This window comes from Thalassobellus citreus (assembly GCF_044385915.1).
GTDB classification, from domain to species: Bacteria; Bacteroidota; Bacteroidia; order Flavobacteriales; family Flavobacteriaceae; genus Thalassobellus; species Thalassobellus citreus.
The window spans coordinates 1-18,093 of record NZ_JBISCC010000120.1; the positions used below are offsets into that span (position 1 = coordinate 1).

The following is an 18,093-nucleotide window of genomic DNA, read 5'->3' on the forward strand; positions in this document are numbered from 1 at the left end:
TAGTGTAACTGTGTTTCCACTTAAAGCGCCTGATGAATCATCATCACTCCATGTTCCTGTTTGATCTTCACCTGTTAGTAAATCAAATAAATTATAGGTTTGTCCTGTTGTTATTGCTTCTAAACAAAATTCTACTGGTGTGTTTGCTGTTCCTGATTCTGGAGCTGGCTCTATTATTATAGTAACTGTAGAAGTAGCATTTGGACAAACACCAGTACTAAGTACTGTATAAGTATTTATATAAGTTCCTACTGCTAAAGATGAAATATTTACAGTACCTAAATCTCCGTTTGAAGTTGTTAAATCTCCAGACCAAGTTCCATTAAGATCTTTTAAACCACCCAATTCATCAAATAAATTAATATCTGTCGTAGGTATATTATTTTCACAATATGTTAAACTTCCTGGTGTACCTGCATTTCGTGGTGTATCTATAACAACATTAACTGGTACAGCATTACTATCACAAAATAATTCATCAATTTGAATATAATATGTAGCCCCATCTGTTAAAGGTACTGAAGGTGATAAAGCTGGCTGAATTGGTTCTCCAAATCCATCAATGTTAGCATACCAATTATAAGATGCTGTAGTACCTGGGTCTAAATCAGCTATTGTTGGATTTACATCAGAACAAAATTCTTGTGAACTTGAAGGTGTTGGATCATTTGGTGAATTAAAAATTGCAGTACTTCCAATCTCTGTTTGACTTTTACAACCACCGTTATCAACAAATACTACATAGTAGAAAGATCCACCAGAAGGTATAGCATCAGTTCCATTCGCTAAGCTTGTTAATTCAAAATCATCATAAACCTCTACTGACCCACCAGAAGGTATATTTGATAGTAATACATCGTCTATATATGTTTGTACAGTTGGGTTTTCATTACTACAATAAATACCGTCTAAACTTTGACCTGAATCATTTACCTGAAAACTAATTGTTATTGAAGGCCTTGTTCCACAGGTTCCTGAACTATCTCCGGCGTAAAAAGTACCTTCGTAGACTAACTGATTACTTACAAATGCTACTCCACCTGTATCAAGGTTATACCAAACAATATCACTACCTGAAGCATAAGCATTTAAATCTTCAAATGTAAATCCAGATGCATCGCAAATGGCTGTTGGTGTAGGATCGGGAATTGTAGGACATTGTGCATTTACAGAAAATGTTGTCCATAGAAATACAATTAAAAAGGCAACAAGAAAATTTGTATACCTAAAAAGGGATTTTGTTTTCATAGATTTGGTTAATTAAGGTTACAATCATAAAACATATTTGTAATAAAATATCTCAATAAGACTAATCTAAATCCGGTTTGAAATAAATTACTTGCGCAATTTAACTGATTTTTTTGTATTTCATCGATTTTTTTTAATTTTTTTTAATCTTATAGATAAAAAAAGATTTAAAACACAAAAAACCCACCTATTTAGGTGGGTTTAAAATTTTATATTAAAGAAAAGTACTAATGATGTAACTCTTCTTCGCCTTCTTTAAAAGGAATATTTTGAGGAACAAAATCTACATCATGTCCTGGTTTACTATAATCATAAGCCCAACGGTATACATGAGGAATATCTCCAGGCCAGTTACCATGAATATGCTCAACTGGTGTTGTCCATTCTAAAGTTGTAGATTTCCAAGGGTTTTGAGTTGCTTTTTTACCATAGAAAATACTAATAAAGAAATTATATAAATAAACTAATTGTACTACCCCACCAATTAAGGCAAAAATTGTTATAATAACGTTTACATTAGCTAAATCGTCAAATAAAGGGAAGTTACTATTTGTATAATAACGACGAGGTAAACCAGCCATTCCTATAAAGTGCATTGGAAAAAACACACCGTAAGCACAAACTGCAGTTATCCAAAAGTGAATATACCCTAAGTTTTTGTTTAACATCTTTCCATACATTTTAGGGAACCAGTGATATATACCAGCAAACATACCATACAAAGCAGATATACCCATTACTAAATGGAAGTGAGCAACTACAAAGTAAGTATCATGTACATTAATATCTAAAGCACTATCACCTAAAATAATTCCTGTTAAACCACCTGTTATAAATGTTGATACAAAACCAATTGAGAATAACATGGCAGGATTCATTTGTAAATTACCTTTCCATAGAGTTGTTATCCAGTTAAAGGCTTTTACAGCTGATGGTATCGCAATTAATAAGGTTGTAAAAGTAAATACAGAACCTAAGAAAGGATTCATTCCCGAAACAAACATATGGTGACCCCATACAATTGTTGATAAGAATGCAATTGCTAAAATTGAAGCAATCATGGCACGGTAACCAAAAATTGGCTTACGTGAATTTGATGCCATAATCTCAGAAACTAATCCCATAGCAGGTAATATTACAATATATACCTCAGGGTGTCCTAAGAACCAAAATAAATGTTCGAATAATACTGGTGAACCTCCTTGATAATGCAGTACCTCACCTTGAATAAATATATCTGATAAGAAGAATGATGTTCCAAAACTTCTATCCATTATTAATAATAATGCTGCTGATAATAATACTGGAAAAGAAATAACACCAATAATAGCAGTAACAAAAAATGCCCAAATTGTAAGAGGAAGTCTTGTCATAGACATTCCTTTAGTACGTAAGTTAATTACAGTAACAATATAATTAAGAGATCCCATTAATGAAGATGCAATAAATATTGCCATAGCAACTAACCATAAAGTCATACCCATACCTGAACCACCTTGTGCCATAGGTAAAGCACTTAATGGAGGATATATAGTCCAACCAGCAGCAGCTGGTCCTGCTTCAACAAATAATGAAATAACCATGATAACACTTGATAAAAAGAATAACCAATATGATATCATATTTAAAAAGCCTGATGCCATATCACGTGCACCAATTTGTAACGGAATTAATAAGTTACTAAACGTACCACTTAAACCAGCTGTTAATACAAAGAATACCATGATAGTACCATGTATTGTTACTAATGCTAAATAAATATCTGCATCCATAACACCGTCTGGTGCCCATTTACCTAATAATGCTTCAAATAACACGTTTGGTTCTTCTGGCCATGCAATTTGCATACGAAACATCATAGACATTAAAACACCTATAACTCCCATAATAGTACCTGTAACTAGATACTGTTTAGCAATCATTTTATGGTCTTGACTAAATATATATTTAGTTACAAACGTTTCTTTATGATGATGTCCGTGGTCGTCTTCGTGTGCGTGAGTATCTGCGTGTGCTGACATAATCTTATATCTGGTTTATCTTTTAATTAGTTAATTAGAGAGTTTTTGAATTCTTTTTGCTCTTTAATCCAAGCATCGTATTCATCTTGAGTTTCTACTACAATTTTCATTTGCATGTTGTAATGCGATTTACCACAAATCTTATTACATAATAGTAAATAATCAAACTCATAAGGTTCTAAAGCTTCTTCACCTTTAGCAACTAATGGTTTACTATTTTCAACTCTAATTTTATTAATTTTGGTAACTTTCTCTTGCATTTGTGGTGTTTCACGCATATCTGCAGTAGTAACTGTTGGCGTAAAACCAAATTGTGTAATCATACCTGGAACACAATTCATTTGCGCTCTAAAGTGAGGCATATAAGCTGAATGCAATACATCTTGAGATCGCATTTTAAACAATACTGGTTTTCCAACAGGTAAATGTAATTCTGTTGTAATAATATCGTCTTGAGCGTTAGGATCGGCTTCATCTAAACCTAATATATTAGCACGATCAATATCAATTAAACGCACATTAGCTTTACCTAAAGTATTATCGGCTCCTGAATATCTTGCTTTCCAGTTAAATTGTTGTGCATATAATTCAACAACTAATGGGTCATCACTTTCATCAACACTAGTTATGTTAATCCAAGTATTTAATCCGTAAATAATTAAACCTGTTAAAACAATTACAGGAATAATAGTCCATATAGCTTCTAACTTACCACTATCGGAGAAAAACAACGCTTTCTTTCCTTTTTCACCTTTATATTTAAAAGCAAAATAATGTAATAAAAACTGAGTAATTGTTTGTACAATAAAAATAAGAACCAAAGAGATAATCATCAAATTATCAATTGTTGGCCCATGCTCTGATGCCGAATTAGATAATAAAGGTAAATCACCCCAATTTATAAAACATATGATTGTAATGATATAAATGAAAGCTAAAAAGCCCATCATTAAATATCCATTCATTGTATTGTCTTTGTCACTGGCAACTTGAGAGTTTTCGTTTTTAGCTTGAGCTAAATCAAAAATCTTTACCATTTGCCAAATGGCAACTAATATAAATACTAAAACTATAATTGTTAATAAAGCTGTCATTGGTATCGTTCGTCTTTATTTAATATCTTGATTAATAATGAAAATCTTCACTTTCCTTTCTAAAAGGATATCCTTTTACAAGTAATGGTGCTTTTGTTAATGCAGTAAACACTACAAATATGAATAATCCTGCAAATAATAATATTGAACTAATTTCAGGAATACCAATAAACCATTGGTCTCCTACAGTTGCAGGCATGATCATATTGAAAATATCTATATAATGTCCAAATAATATTACTAAACCAGCCATAACAACAAACCAAGGAATACGTTTATAATCGGCATTCATTAACATTAATATAGGGAAAACAAAATTCATAACTACCATACCTAAGAATAGTAATTTATAATCTTGAAAACGTGTTACAAAATATGTTACCTCTTCTGGAATATTTGAATACCATATTAACATAAATTGAGAGAACCATAAGTACGTCCAAAAAATACTGAAGGCAAACATAAATTTAGCAACATCATGTAAATGGTTTTCATTTACAAATTCTAATACACCTTTAGATTTTAAGTATATTGTTATTAACGCAATAACAGTTATACCACTTACAAACATACTAGCAAATACATACCATCCAAATAATGTAGAGAACCAGTGTGGATCTACACTCATAATCCAATCCCAAGACATCATAGATTCTGTATAAATAAAGAATACTAAAAATGCTGCTGAAATACGGAAAGATTTTTTAAAGTTACTTTTATCTTCTGCTGTATCTTGAGCAATTGAAAATTTACGTGAAAAATGACGATATAAACTCCAACCTGCAATAAATATTAAACCTCTAATAATGAAACCCCAAATATTTAACCATCCTGTTTTTCCTTCTATAAGTTTATCGTGAGCAACAACCTCTGGATCCATCCAGATGAATATATTATTGTGTCCAATAAAATGTGAAGCTGCGGCAATACCTAAAACTATTAAAGCACCTGGCAATAAATATGCAGTAATACCTTCCATAACTCTAAATAATACTGGAGACCATCCTGCTTGTGATGCAATTTGTATAGCATAAAATGCTAAAACTCCTAAAGAAATCATCATAAAGAAAAATGCTGCTACATATAATGCAGACCAAGGTCTATTAGCAATTTGATGTTGAACATGCTCTACATGTTTTGCATGCTCATCTACAACTGCATGATCTGATTCAGCATGTGCTTCTTCTCCATGAGATTCAACTTTATGTGCATCATGACCAACTTCAGCATGAGTATCTTCTGCATGACCACCTCCATGATGTTCTCCTGCAAGTAAGGTTTCAACTTCTTCAAAAGACTTATGAGATGTCGCAAAACCAATCCCAACTCCTATTGCTCCTAATAGCATTAAGATGAAAGAAAATGTCTTTAATTTATTTGAAAATGTGTACATATCTATATAATCTTATCTTCTTACTTTACTAAATCAGCTCTTAATTTTAACACGTATGAAACTACTTGCCAACGTTCTTCTTCGTTTAGTTGGTTTGCATAACTACCCATGGCATTTTTACCATAATAAATAGTATGGTAAGTACTCCCTTCGGTAATGTCTCTATCTGCATAATTTGGTATACCAAGAATTTTTTCTCTTTTAACTAAATTACCTTGACCTTTACCTTTATTACCGTGGCATATACCACAATAAATATCATATAACTCCTTACCTTTAACTAAATCTACTTGTGTAGAATCTAAAGGACTTGTTAAAGTAGCCTTAGCTAATTCATAACCTTCAGTAGAATTTTCAATATCAAAAGGAATATAACCTCTAGGAACAGAACCTTCAGCAGGAATTTGTGCTTCAACTCCATTTGGAAATGCAGCTTCATCATATGTTTCATACCCTACAGATTGGTACATGTTAGGCATGAATTGGTAATTTCGAGATGTATCTTTTTTACAAGACACTGCTACGAAAATAACGGCTAGTACTAATATTTTAATTAAGCTCTTCATCTTTCTCTTAATGCGCTTTATCAATTAAATTAATCTCAACTGCTCCAGTTTCCTTAAGCAAATTTTCTAATTCACCTTCGTTACCACTCACAGCTATTTCCATTAAAAAGTGATCATCAGTAGTTCTAGGGTCTGGATTTTCAGCATTTTTAAAAGGCCACATTCTACTACGTAAATAAAATGTTATTACCATTAAATGGGCAGCAAAAAATACAGTTAGCTCAAACATAATTGGTACAAATGCTGGCATATTTTCTATATAGCTAAAACTTGGTTTTCCACCTATATTTTGAGGCCAATCTTCAATCATTATGAAATTCATCATTGTGATTGCAACTGTTAAACCAATTAAACCATAGATAAATGCTGTTATAGCTATACGCGTTGGAGCAAGTCCCATAGCTTTGTCTAATCCGTGTACCGGAAATGGTGTGTATATTTCTTCAATGTGAAATCTTTCTGCCTTTACCTTTTTAACGGCAGACATTAAAACATCATCATCGGTATAAATAGCGTGAATTACTTTTGAAGCTTCCATATGCTACTTGTCGTTTTTTGTTTCTTTATTATTACTTCCAGATGTTCTTTCATCTGCACCGGTTCCTACTAAACTATCACCAGCCTCTCTAATTTTCTTATAACGTTCTCCTGAAGATTTTAAAATAGTTTTAACTTCAGCTTGTGCAATTACAGGGAATGTTCTTGAGTATAATAAGAATAATACAAAGAAGAACCCTATAGTTCCAATAAAAATTCCAATATCAACAAATGTTGGAGAGAACATAGTCCATGATGATGGTAAGTAATCTCTATGTAACGATGTTACAATAATTACAAAACGCTCAAACCACATTCCTACGTTTACTACAATTGATATAAAGAACGAGAACATAATACTTGTTCTAAGTTTTTTAAACCACATAAATTGTGGTGAGAATACATTACAAGACATCATCATCCAATATGCCCAAGCATAAGGTCCTGTTGCTCTGTTTAAGAATGCATACTGCTCATACTCTACACCAGAATACCATGCAATAAACAACTCTGTAATATATGCCACACCTACTATAGAACCCGTAATCATGATTACTATGTTCATTAATTCAATGTGTTGTACTGTAATATAATCTTCAAGGCTACATACTTTTCTCATAATAATAAGAAGAGTATTTACCATTGCAAATCCTGAGAATACCGCTCCAGCAACAAAGTAAGGAGGAAATATAGTTGTATGCCAACCAGGAATAACAGATGTTGCGAAATCGAATGATACAATAGTATGTACAGAAAGTACTAATGGTGTTGCTAAACCAGCAAGTACCAATGATACTTCTTCAAAACGTTGCCAATCTTTAGCACGACCAGACCAACCAAAGCTTAATAAAGCATATATTTTCTTTTGGAAAGGTCTAACTGCTCTATCTCTTAACATCGCAAAATCGGGAAGTAAACCTGTCCACCAGAATACTAATGATACAGATAAGTATGTTGAAATTGCAAATACATCCCAAAGTAATGGCGAATTAAAGTTTACCCACAGTGAACCAAATTGATTTGGAATTGGTAATACCCAGTATCCTAACCATGGACGACCCATGTGAATAATAGGAAATAAACCTGCTTGAACTACCGAGAAAATGGTCATAGCTTCCGCAGAACGGTTAATAGCCATTCTCCATTTTTGACGGAATAATAATAGTACCGCTGAAATTAATGTTCCTGCGTGACCAATACCTACCCACCAAACAAAGTTAGTAATATCCCAAGCCCAACCTACGGTCTTGTTTAATCCCCAGGTTCCAATACCTGTAGATATAGTATATAAAATACATCCAATACCCCAAAGAAAGGCTACAAGGGCAATAGAAAAAACTATCCACCACTGTTTATTTGCTTTTCCTTCTACTGGTTTAGCCACATCAACAGTCACGTCGTGGTATGATTTTTCCCCAGTAACTAAGGGTCTTCTAATAGGTGCTTCGTAATGAGACGCCATAATTATATAATTGATTCTTTAATTAAATTTATGCTTCTGTTGTATTTCTCACTTTAGTATGATACTGCACATTAGGCTTTGTACCAACACTTTCTAATAAATGATACATACGGTCATCTTCTAAAAGTTTTGCAACTTTACTTTCCTTATCGTTAATGTCTCCAAATATCATTGCACCACTACTACAAGCTGCAGAACATGCTGTTTGGAATTCACCATCTTTAATTTCTCGTCCATCACGTTTTGCATCTAAAATTGTTTTTTGTGTTTTTTGAATACACATAGAACATTTTTCCATAACACCACGAGAACGTACTACAACATCTGGATTTAAAACCATACGTCCTAAATCATCATTCATATGATAATCGAACTCATCGTTCCCATTATATAAGAACCAGTTAAAACGACGTACTTTATAAGGACAGTTATTTGCACAATATCTAGTACCAACACAACGGTTATATGCCATATGGTTTTGACCTTGACGACCATGTGATGTTGCTGCCACAGGACAAACTGTTTCACAAGGTGCATGGTTACAATGTTGACACATTACTGGTTGGAATGCTACTTGAGGATTTTCTGTTGGGTTTTCTAACTCACCAAAACCACCTAAAGAACCATTATCTCCAAATAATCCTGAAAACTCTTCTTTCTTAGTATCATCTTCAGCAAATGTCTCTTCAGATGAATAATATCTATCAATACGTAACCAGTGCATATCACGACTACGACGTACTTCTTCTTTTCCTACTACTGGTACATTATTTTCAGCATGACATGCTATAACACAAGCACCACATCCTGTACAAGCATTTAAATCGATTGATAAGTTAAAATGATGCCCTATTGAACGATCAAATTCATCCCATAAATCAACTTCTGGAGAAGTAACTGGTGTTTCTTCGTGATTTAATGAAACTGTTGGAACTTTATTCCAAACATCTCTACTAGATGTATTAAAGATTTCTAAAGTAGTTTCTTTAATAATATCACCACGCCCCATTAAAGTGTTTTGTAACTGAACAGAAGCAAATTCATGCTCGCCTGCTGCAGCTTCAATAGTAACGTCTTGTACTTTGCTAAAACCTTGGTATAATGCGTAAGCATTAACACCTGTTTGCATTTCTTCTTTTAAACCTTTTGTTTTACCATAACCTAATGCTAAACCAACAGAACCTTTTGCTTGTCCTGGTTGAATCATTACTGGTGCAGTAATAGTTGTACCATTAACTGTTACATTAGCATAACTTCCGTTTAAGGCTCCAGTAGCAACATGATTATTTTCTAAACCAAGCGCATCTGCATCAGCTTTAGAAATAGTTAAGTAATTATCCCAAGATGTTCTTGTAAGAGGATCTGGAAACTCTTGTAACCATGGGTTGTTGGCTTGTTGACCATCACCCATACCTACTTTAGTATATAATGTTAATTCAAAACCTCCTTTAGATTTAGCTGAAGCAGCTAAAGCATTTGCTGCATTTCCAGCAGGAGTTTCTGTTTCTTCTGAACTTGTTTCTTGTGTTTGAGCTGCTATTTCACCAACATAAACACCATCATGCAATGCTTCATTAAAAGAACTTCCACCTAAAATAGTAGTTCCCCAAGCGTCTTTAATATAATCATGATAAGAAACATCGTTTCCTGTCCATTTTAATAAAGCCTCTTGAAATTGTCTCGTATCAAATAAAGGACGAATAGTTGGCTGTGTTAAAGCATAGTGTCCTTTCTTTATTTCAACATCACCCCATGATTCTAAATAATGTGGTGCTGCAGCTATATAATTAGTTTCTGAAGACGTTTCATCTGCTTTCATTGAAAACGTAACAGATAATTCTGTTTTTTTCAACCCTGCAGCAAAGTCTGACGCATTTGATAAGGTATATAATGGATTTACACCACTCATAATAATAGCAGCAACTTTACCTTCCTTCATATCGGCTACTAAAGAAGCAACAGCTTTATCATTACCTTGTCTTGTTTTTATTGGAGCAGATTTATCAAAAGCTTTACTACTTAAAGCTTCATTAATATCTAAAGCAACTGTTTGAGCATTTACATCTTGAATACCTGTAACTACTACACCTTTACTTCCTGCTTTCTTTAATTCTCTTGCTGCACTTTTAACAGCATCTTCGATATGTTTTGGTAAACTTCCTGAAACAGAACCACCAACAACATAACTATATAATTTAGCTAAAGCTAATTTTTGTTCACTTGGTTTTAAAGGCACACGCTTATCTGCATTAGCACCTGTTAACGACATATTAGATTCAAACTGAATATGACGAGACATTTTACCATGATCTGGAATTCTGTTTTTAGAATACCCAGAATCAAAACCACCACCTTGCCAATCTGATAAGAAATCTGCTCCGACAGATACAATAGTCATCGCTTTTTCAAAATCATAATTAGCTAATGCGCGTTCACCATATTTAGCTTGGTATGCATCTAATGCAGCTGATTCTGAAACAGCATCATAAACTACATGACGAACATTACCGTACTTTTCGCTAAACTCCGATATTAATTTACTTGTAGACGGACTTGCAAAAGTTTGTGTTAATAAAACAATCTCTTTATTAGCCGCTGCAATATCTGTTAATTTCTTACTTGTTTCAGCATCAAAATCACTCCAAGAAATAGCATTACCATCTTTTTTAGGACCTTGAACTCTTAAGCTATCATACAAGCCTAAAACAGAAGCATTTACTCTAGCATTTGCACTACCATTAGTAGTAGCTAAAGCATTATTTTCAATTTTAATTGGACGACCTTCACGCGTTTTAACCAAAACACTTGCAAAATCAAACCCATCAGCAATTGTTGTTGCATAATAGTTTGCAACACCAGGAATAATCTCTGTTGGTTGAACTATATAAGGAATCGATTTTTTCACAGGACCTTCACAAGCAGCTAAAGATGCTGCAGCTGTAGTAAACCCTACATATTTTAAGAAATCGCGTCGCGTTGTAGAAGAAGTCTCTAATGTATCTTTATCCCCTAAAAATTCATCAGTAGGTATTTCTGCTACAAACTCGTTTTGCTTAAGCGTCTCAACAATAGAGCTATTCTCGTTTAGCTCTTCAACACTTTTCCAGTATTTCTTGTTTGATGACATATTATATAATTGAATTACTTCTTATTAAATTTATTAGTAGTGACATTTACCACATTCTAAACCACCCATTTCAGCTTCCGTAAATTCTTTTACGCCATACTTTTTAGATAATTCTTCATGTATTTTTTTGTAATAGTCATTGTCTTTAATATTCACATTTGTTGTTCTATGACATTCTATACACCAACCCATTGTTAGAGGAGCGAATTGCTCAACAATCTCCATGGTTTCAATAGGACCATGACATGTTTGACATTCAACACCTGCCACAGTAACGTGTTGTGAGTGATTAAAGTAAACAAAGTCTGGTAAATTATGAATTCTAACCCATTTAACTGGCTTTGAATCTCCTGTGTATTTTTGATCGGCATCATCCCATCCTACTGCATCATATAATTTTTTGATTTCAGCATTATAATCTTTACCAATAGCTTTTCCTTCCGCTAACGTTTCAGGTGCTACTTCATAAATTGACTTATGACAATTCATACATACATTTAAAGAAGGAATCCCTGATGTTTTACTTACTCTTGCAGAAGAATGACAGTATTTACAATCAACTCCATTATCTCCGGCATGTATTTTATGAGAAAAGTGTATTGGTTGTACTGGTTGATACCCTTGATCTACTCCAATTTGCATTAAATATCCAAAAACAAAATATGCACTAGACAACAAAAGAAATATAGTAAACACCAACACTAAGAATTGATTCTTAATAAAGGCTTGCCAAAGCGGCATTCTTTTTGAATCTTCTGGAACCTCAATATTTTGGGCCATTGCAAAACGACGCAACGTTTTGTTTACTAAAAATAATCCAGCAGCTAAAAGCACAAATAATATTGCTAGAGCCCCTAAAATTAATTCGTTTGAAATACCAGAAGAAGATCCCGTTGTATTTGCAGTAGACGCTCCTGTATCAACAGTAGCAACAGGCGCTTTCTTTTCTTCAGCAGTATAAGCTAAAATATTGTCTATATCTTCATTTGATAATTGAGGAAAAGCAGTCATTGCAGCTCCACCAAATTCATTATAAATTTTATTAGCGTAAGCATCACCAGATTTAATAACTCCTGAACTATTTTTAATCCAAGCATAAATCCATTCTCTATCCAAACCTTGTTCGTCAGATAAACGAGTTTCTACGTGACGTAATGCTGGACCTGTCATTTTCTTATCTAACTTATGACAAGCAGCACAATTCGCATTAAATAATGATTTTCCTTTTGCTGGATCTCCATCTTGAGCAGAAAGAGATGTTGTAAACGCTAATAAAATAATTAAGCCGACATGAAGAATGCTTTTACTTAATTTACGGTGAATCACCTGTTTCATATTGTTGGTTAAATTAACTTCTAAACTTTGGTATGACTTTTGTCATTTAATATGATGACAAAAAAACTTATAAAAATCTCAAGCAAAAGTAATATTTAAAGTCGATTTGCAAAATGTTAGAGAACGGTTAATTAATAATTTAGAGAGATTCTAAATAATAAAAACAACCACAATTTAAATTATAACGTATACATTTGTACAAATATATTAAAGAAATGAAAACATTGAGTTTGAAAATTAGTGCTTTAGCTATTTTGGTGTTTATAATATCTACAACTTCTAGCTATTCTCAAGAAGGAACAGTAAGCTTAGATCAAGATAAAAAAATTGAAACTTTATTAAATCTTAAAAAAGAAATAAATAAACTCGAAAATAATTCTGATCGCTATAAAATTCAAATATATAACGGTAATAGATCTGGCGCACAAGCAGCTCAGAAAAAATTTAAAGAGTCTTTTAGTGATTGGAATTCAACTGACAGTTATGAGTCTCCAAACTTTAAAATATGGGTTGGAAACTTTAGAACACGTTTAGAAGCAGACAGAGCTTTAAAACGTATTAAATCAAAATTTCCTAGCGCATTTATTTTTAAACCTCTAAAGAAAAAGGACTAGTTTCTAGAAGGATAAATACCTTGTAATGCAATAATATAGCTAATTCCTATATAGGGATCTCTTGTATAAAAATCAGGGTCACCGCTTCTAACACTATAGGTTTCATATGTTTTTCCTGAAAGTTTTTCAGAGACACTTATTTTCCTTAATTCTTTTGATTCTGCCCCTCCTTTTTGTCCTAAATCTATTTCACTTAAATTTTTCCCTTGCCCTTGATGAATTGGAGTTCTCCCTCTAAGATCTGGTAAAGCAAAAGTGGTTCTACCATCGCCACCATAAGTGGTTCCTAATAATGAAAACAAAGCTGAATTTTGACTAACAGACAATAACTGACCATCACAAAAAGCCCAGCCTCTTGGAGCAAAATTACCAGCAAACATTCTAATTTCTCCTATAAATGCTTCTTGGGCATTAGAAAACGTGGTAGATAAAGTTAAAAAAGTTACTAAAATTAAAAATTTAGTTTTCATATATATTGTGTTAGAATTAGAACTACAAGATAAAAAATAAATTAAAATCATAAAAAAAGCGACCAAATTGGTCGCTTTCATTTTTATACTTCATGATATATCTAAATGATATATTATTTAAGTTTCTTCTTAACTTCAACTTCATGGAAAGCTTCAATAATATCGCCTTCCTTAATGTCGTTGTAATTTTTAATTTGCATACCACAATCGTAACCTTTTGTTACTTCTTTAGCATCGTCTTTAAATCGTTTTAAAGAAGCTAATTCTCCAGTATAAACAACAACACCATCTCTAATTAATCTAATACCAGAGCTTCTAAGTATTTTACCATTAGTAACCATACAACCTGCAATACTACCTATTTTAGTTACTTTAAATATTTCTCTAATTTCGGCAGTACCTAAAATCTCTTCTTTAAGCTCTGGAGATAACATACCTTCCATAGCGTCTTTAAGATCATTTATAGCATCATAGATAATTGAGTATGTTCTAATATCAATTTCTTCTTTATCGGCAATCATTCTTGCATTTCCAACCGGACGCACATTAAATCCTACGATAATAGCATCAGATGCTGATGCTAATAGCACATCACTTTCTGTAATGGCACCAACACCTTTATGAAGAATATTAACTTGTATCTCTTCTGTAGATAATTTTTGGAAAGAATCTGTTAAGGCTTCAACCGAACCATCTACATCACCTTTAAGGATGATATTTAATTCTTGGAAGTCTCCAAGTGCGATACGACGACCAATTTCATCAAGTGTAATATGACGTTGTGTTCTAACTGATTGTTCGCGTTGTAACTGTGCACGTTTTGAAGCTATTTGCTTCGCTTCACGTTCATCTTCAAATACATTGAATTTATCTCCAGCTTGTGGTGCACCATCTAAACCAAGAATAGATACTGGTGTTGAAGGCCCTGCTTCAGCAACATCGTTACCACGTTCGTCATGCATCGCTTTAACTTTACCACTATTTTTTCCTGCTAGAACATAATCACCAACTTTTAAAGTTCCTGCTTGTACTAATATAGTAGATACATAACCTCTACCTTTATCTAAAAAGGCTTCAACTACAGTACCAACAGCCGCTTTCTTTGGATTTGCTTTTAGTTCTAATAATTCTGCTTCAAGTAATACTTTTTCAAGTAATTCTTTAACACCAGTTCCCATTTTTGCTGAGATATCATGAGATTGGATTTTCCCACCCCAATCTTCAACTAATAGGTTCATTTGCGCTAAGCCTTCTTTAATTCTATCAGGATTAGCATCTGGCTTATCAATTTTATTTATTGCAAAAACAATAGGAACTCCCGCAGCTTGTGCATGCGAAATAGCTTCTTTTGTTTGTGGCATAATATCATCATCGGCAGCAGCTACAATAATAGCAATATCTGTAACTTGAGCACCACGAGCACGCATCGCTGTAAAGGCCTCGTGACCTGGAGTATCTAAAAAGGCTATTTTTTGACCGTTTTCTAACTCTACTCCGTAAGCACCAATATGCTGTGTAATACCTCCAGACTCACCTGCAATTACATTTTCTTTACGAATGTAATCTAGAAGTGATGTTTTACCATGATCTACGTGTCCCATTACAGTTACAATTGGCGCACGTGATTTTAAATCTTCTGGTTTATCTTCAACTTCTTCTATAGATTCTTCAATGTCTGCAGTTACAAATTCAACTTGATAACCAAATTCATCTGCTACAATAGATAATGTTTCAGCATCTAAACGCTGATTCATAGTTACCATCATACCAAGAGACATACATGCAGAAATAATTTGAGTTACCCCAACATCCATCATAGTAGCCATTTCACTTGCCGTAACAAACTCGGTTACTTTAATGATTTTGCTTTCTGCTGCTTCGATTTGTTGATCGATTTCAGTCTGCTCTCTATGCTTATCTCTTTTATCTCTTCTGTTTTTTGCTCCTCTACCTTTGTTAGATTTTCCTTGAAGTTTTTCAAGTGTTTCTCTAACTTGTTTCTTTACATCTTCTTCAGAAGGCTCTTCTTTAACTACATTACGTCTTCCTTGTCCTGGTTTCCCTTTAAAACGATCGTTACCACCTGGTCTTACTCCTCCTGGTCTTCCTGCACCACCTGGTCTATTAGAACCTCCTGTATTTGGGCCTCCAACTTTACTTATACGACGGCGTTTTTTCTTGTTTGCGTCTCCTGCTTTTGGGTCTGTTTTTTTATCAACAGGCTTTTTCTTTGGCTTATTAAATTGAGATAAATCAATTTTATCTCCAGCTATTTTTGGACCAGTAAGCTTTTTATATTGTGTTTGAACTTTTTCTTCTGGAATGACAATTTCATCATCAACAATAATTGGAGCTTCTTTAGAAGGCGCTTTTTTCTCAACTACAACTTTTTCTTCTGCAACTGGTTTAGAATCTTCTACTTTTGCTGTTTCTTTAACGTCGTCTTTAACAACATCTTCCTTAACAACTTTAGCAACTTCTTCTTTTACCGTTTCAACAACTTTAGGTTTTGCAGTTTCTAGCTTTTCAACTTCTGGTTTAGCAACCTCTTCTTTTTTAACTTCCTCCTTAACCTCAGCTGGTTTAACTTCAGCATTTTTAGCTTTAGGATTCAAATCAATTTTACCAACTTGCTTAGGTCCAGAAAGTACTTTAGAGGCTTTTACAACTTCTTCTCTTCTGGCTGATGCTTTTTGCTTCTCTTCAAGTTCACGCTCGCGTTGTTCACGCAACACTTCTTTCTCTTTTAGTTTAGCAACACCAACTTCTTTAGACGCTACTTTTTTACTTGCATCTGTTTGAAATTCACCTGAAAGAACTCTGTATGTTTCTTCAGAAATTTTCGTAGTAGGTCGCTTCTCTATTTCAATGCCTTTTGAATCTAAAAATTCAACAGCACGATCTAAAGAGATATTAAGCTCACGTAATACCTTATTTAATCTAATTGTCTCAGCCATAAATCGCCTTTAAAATACTCAAATATATGTTATTCTTCGAACTCTTCCTTAAGAATTCTTATAACATCTTTAATTGTTTCTTCTTCTAAATCAGTTCTTTTTACTAAATCATCAACTTCTTGCTCTAAAACACTTTTAGCAGTGTCTAACCCAGCTTTACTAAATTCGTCAATAATCCATCCTTCAATTTCATCAGAGAACTCTCTTAATTCAACATCTTCTTCTGCTCCTTCTCTAAACACATCTATTTCGTAACCAGTTAGTTGACCAGCTAAACGAATGTTATGCCCGCCTCTACCAATTGCTTTACTTACTTCTTCTGGTTTTAAAATAACCTCAGCTCGCTTTGTTTCTTCATTAATTTTTACTGAAGTTACTCTTGCAGGGCTTAAAGCACGCGTAATATATAATTGTAAATTATTAGTATAATTTATTACATCAATATTTTCATTACCTAATTCACGAACAATACCGTGAATCCTAGATCCTTTCATACCTACACAAGCTCCAACTGGATCTATTCTATCATCATAAGAATCTACCGCAACTTTAGCTTTCTCTCCTGGTATTCTTACTACATTTTTAATAGTAATTAATCCATCAAAAACTTCTGGTATTTCTTGTTCAAATAACTTTTCTAAAAAAGCAGGAGAACTTCTAGACATCATAATAGTAGGTTTTGCTCCTTTAAGCTCTACACTATCAATAACACCTTTAACATTATCTCCTTTTCTAAAAAAATCAGATGGGATTTGTCTGTCTTTTGGAAGGACAATTTCATTACCTTCATCATCTAACAAAATAACTGCTCTGTGACGAATATGATGAACCTCTGCTGTATATATTTCTCCTATTAAATCTTTAAATTGCTTATAGATAATAGTATTATCATGCTCATGAATCTTAGAAATTAGGTTTTGACGTAATGCTAAAATAGCACGTCTTCCTAAATCAATAAGTTTAACTTCTTCAGAAACATCTTCACCTACTTCAAAATCTGGTTCAATTTTACGAGCTTCAGTTAAAGTAATTTCTTGATTTGGTTCTTCTACTTCACCATCGGCTACAACAATTCTATTTCTCCATATTTCTAAATCACCTTTATCAGGGTTTACAATAATATCAAAATTATCATCATCACCAAATTTCTTTTTTAAGGCGCTTCTAAATACATCTTCTAAAATTGCCATTAACGTTACTCTGTCAATTAGCTTATCGTCTTTGAATTCTGAAAAAGATTCAATTAACGCGATATTCTCCATAGATCTT

The 18,093-nt window shown here is 33.3% G+C and carries 13 protein-coding genes; 1 reads left to right on the forward strand and 12 read right to left on the reverse strand.

The features are described from left to right. The 9 genes from ACH5TX_RS05045 to ACH5TX_RS05085 form a co-directional block, all read right to left on the reverse strand. Window positions 1-1,248 (reverse strand): hypothetical protein (locus tag ACH5TX_RS05045; protein ID WP_439338451.1); only part of this gene is annotated, 1,248 nt, incomplete at its 3' end. A 227-nt stretch (window positions 1,249-1,475) separates the two neighbouring features. Further along, window positions 1,476-3,269 carry a cytochrome c oxidase subunit I gene (locus ACH5TX_RS05050; protein ID WP_439338452.1) on the reverse strand — a complete coding sequence of 598 codons (1,794 nt, stop codon included), beginning with the start codon at window positions 3,267-3,269 and terminating at the stop codon, window positions 1,476-1,478. Between the two features lie 26 nt (window positions 3,270-3,295). Then, window positions 3,296-4,363 carry a cytochrome c oxidase subunit II gene (locus ACH5TX_RS05055; protein WP_439338453.1) on the reverse strand — a complete coding sequence of 356 codons (1,068 nt, stop codon included), beginning with the start codon at window positions 4,361-4,363 and terminating at the stop codon, window positions 3,296-3,298. A gap of 31 nt (window positions 4,364-4,394) precedes the next feature. After that, on the reverse strand, window positions 4,395-5,756 hold the full coding sequence (locus ACH5TX_RS05060) for a quinol:cytochrome C oxidoreductase (RefSeq protein ID WP_439338454.1): 1,362 nt from the start codon (window positions 5,754-5,756) through the stop codon (window positions 4,395-4,397). A gap of 20 nt (window positions 5,757-5,776) precedes the next feature. Beyond that, window positions 5,777-6,322 carry a c-type cytochrome gene (locus ACH5TX_RS05065; protein ID WP_439338455.1) on the reverse strand — a complete coding sequence of 182 codons (546 nt, stop codon included), beginning with the start codon at window positions 6,320-6,322 and terminating at the stop codon, window positions 5,777-5,779. Between the two features lie 7 nt (window positions 6,323-6,329). After that, on the reverse strand, window positions 6,330-6,860 hold the full coding sequence (locus ACH5TX_RS05070; protein ID WP_439338456.1) for a DUF3341 domain-containing protein: 531 nt from the start codon (window positions 6,858-6,860) through the stop codon (window positions 6,330-6,332). Between the two features lie 3 nt (window positions 6,861-6,863). Beyond that, window positions 6,864-8,321, reverse strand: coding sequence for an NrfD/PsrC family molybdoenzyme membrane anchor subunit (nrfD, locus tag ACH5TX_RS05075; protein ID WP_439338457.1), 1,458 nt, complete (start codon window positions 8,319-8,321; stop codon window positions 6,864-6,866). Window positions 8,322-8,349: 28 nt separating this feature from the next. Further along, complete coding sequence (locus tag ACH5TX_RS05080) at window positions 8,350-11,448, reverse strand: TAT-variant-translocated molybdopterin oxidoreductase (RefSeq protein ID WP_439338458.1); 3,099 nt, start codon at window positions 11,446-11,448, stop codon at window positions 8,350-8,352. A 33-nt stretch (window positions 11,449-11,481) separates the two neighbouring features. Continuing rightward, on the reverse strand, window positions 11,482-12,783 hold the full coding sequence (locus ACH5TX_RS05085; RefSeq protein WP_439338459.1) for a cytochrome c3 family protein: 1,302 nt from the start codon (window positions 12,781-12,783) through the stop codon (window positions 11,482-11,484). A gap of 215 nt (window positions 12,784-12,998) precedes the next feature. Here ACH5TX_RS05085 and ACH5TX_RS05090 point away from each other — a divergent pair, with 215 nt between their 5' ends. Beyond that, window positions 12,999-13,397, forward strand: a complete 399-nt coding sequence (locus ACH5TX_RS05090; RefSeq protein ID WP_439338460.1) for an SPOR domain-containing protein — start codon at window positions 12,999-13,001, stop codon at window positions 13,395-13,397. Here ACH5TX_RS05090 and ACH5TX_RS05095 read toward each other — a convergent pair. The 3 genes from ACH5TX_RS05095 to nusA form a co-directional block, all read right to left on the reverse strand. Continuing rightward, window positions 13,394-13,777 carry a phage tail protein gene (locus ACH5TX_RS05095; RefSeq protein WP_439338652.1) on the reverse strand — a complete coding sequence of 128 codons (384 nt, stop codon included), beginning with the start codon at window positions 13,775-13,777 and terminating at the stop codon, window positions 13,394-13,396. The genes ACH5TX_RS05090 and ACH5TX_RS05095 overlap by 4 nt on opposite strands. Before the next feature lie 203 nt (window positions 13,778-13,980). Next, window positions 13,981-16,824 carry a translation initiation factor IF-2 gene (gene infB / locus ACH5TX_RS05100; RefSeq protein WP_439338461.1) on the reverse strand — a complete coding sequence of 948 codons (2,844 nt, stop codon included), beginning with the start codon at window positions 16,822-16,824 and terminating at the stop codon, window positions 13,981-13,983. 29 nt (window positions 16,825-16,853) lie between these two features. Next, window positions 16,854-18,086, reverse strand: a complete 1,233-nt coding sequence (gene nusA / locus ACH5TX_RS05105; RefSeq protein ID WP_439338462.1) for a transcription termination factor NusA — start codon at window positions 18,084-18,086, stop codon at window positions 16,854-16,856. Window positions 18,087-18,093 lie beyond the last annotated feature (7 nt).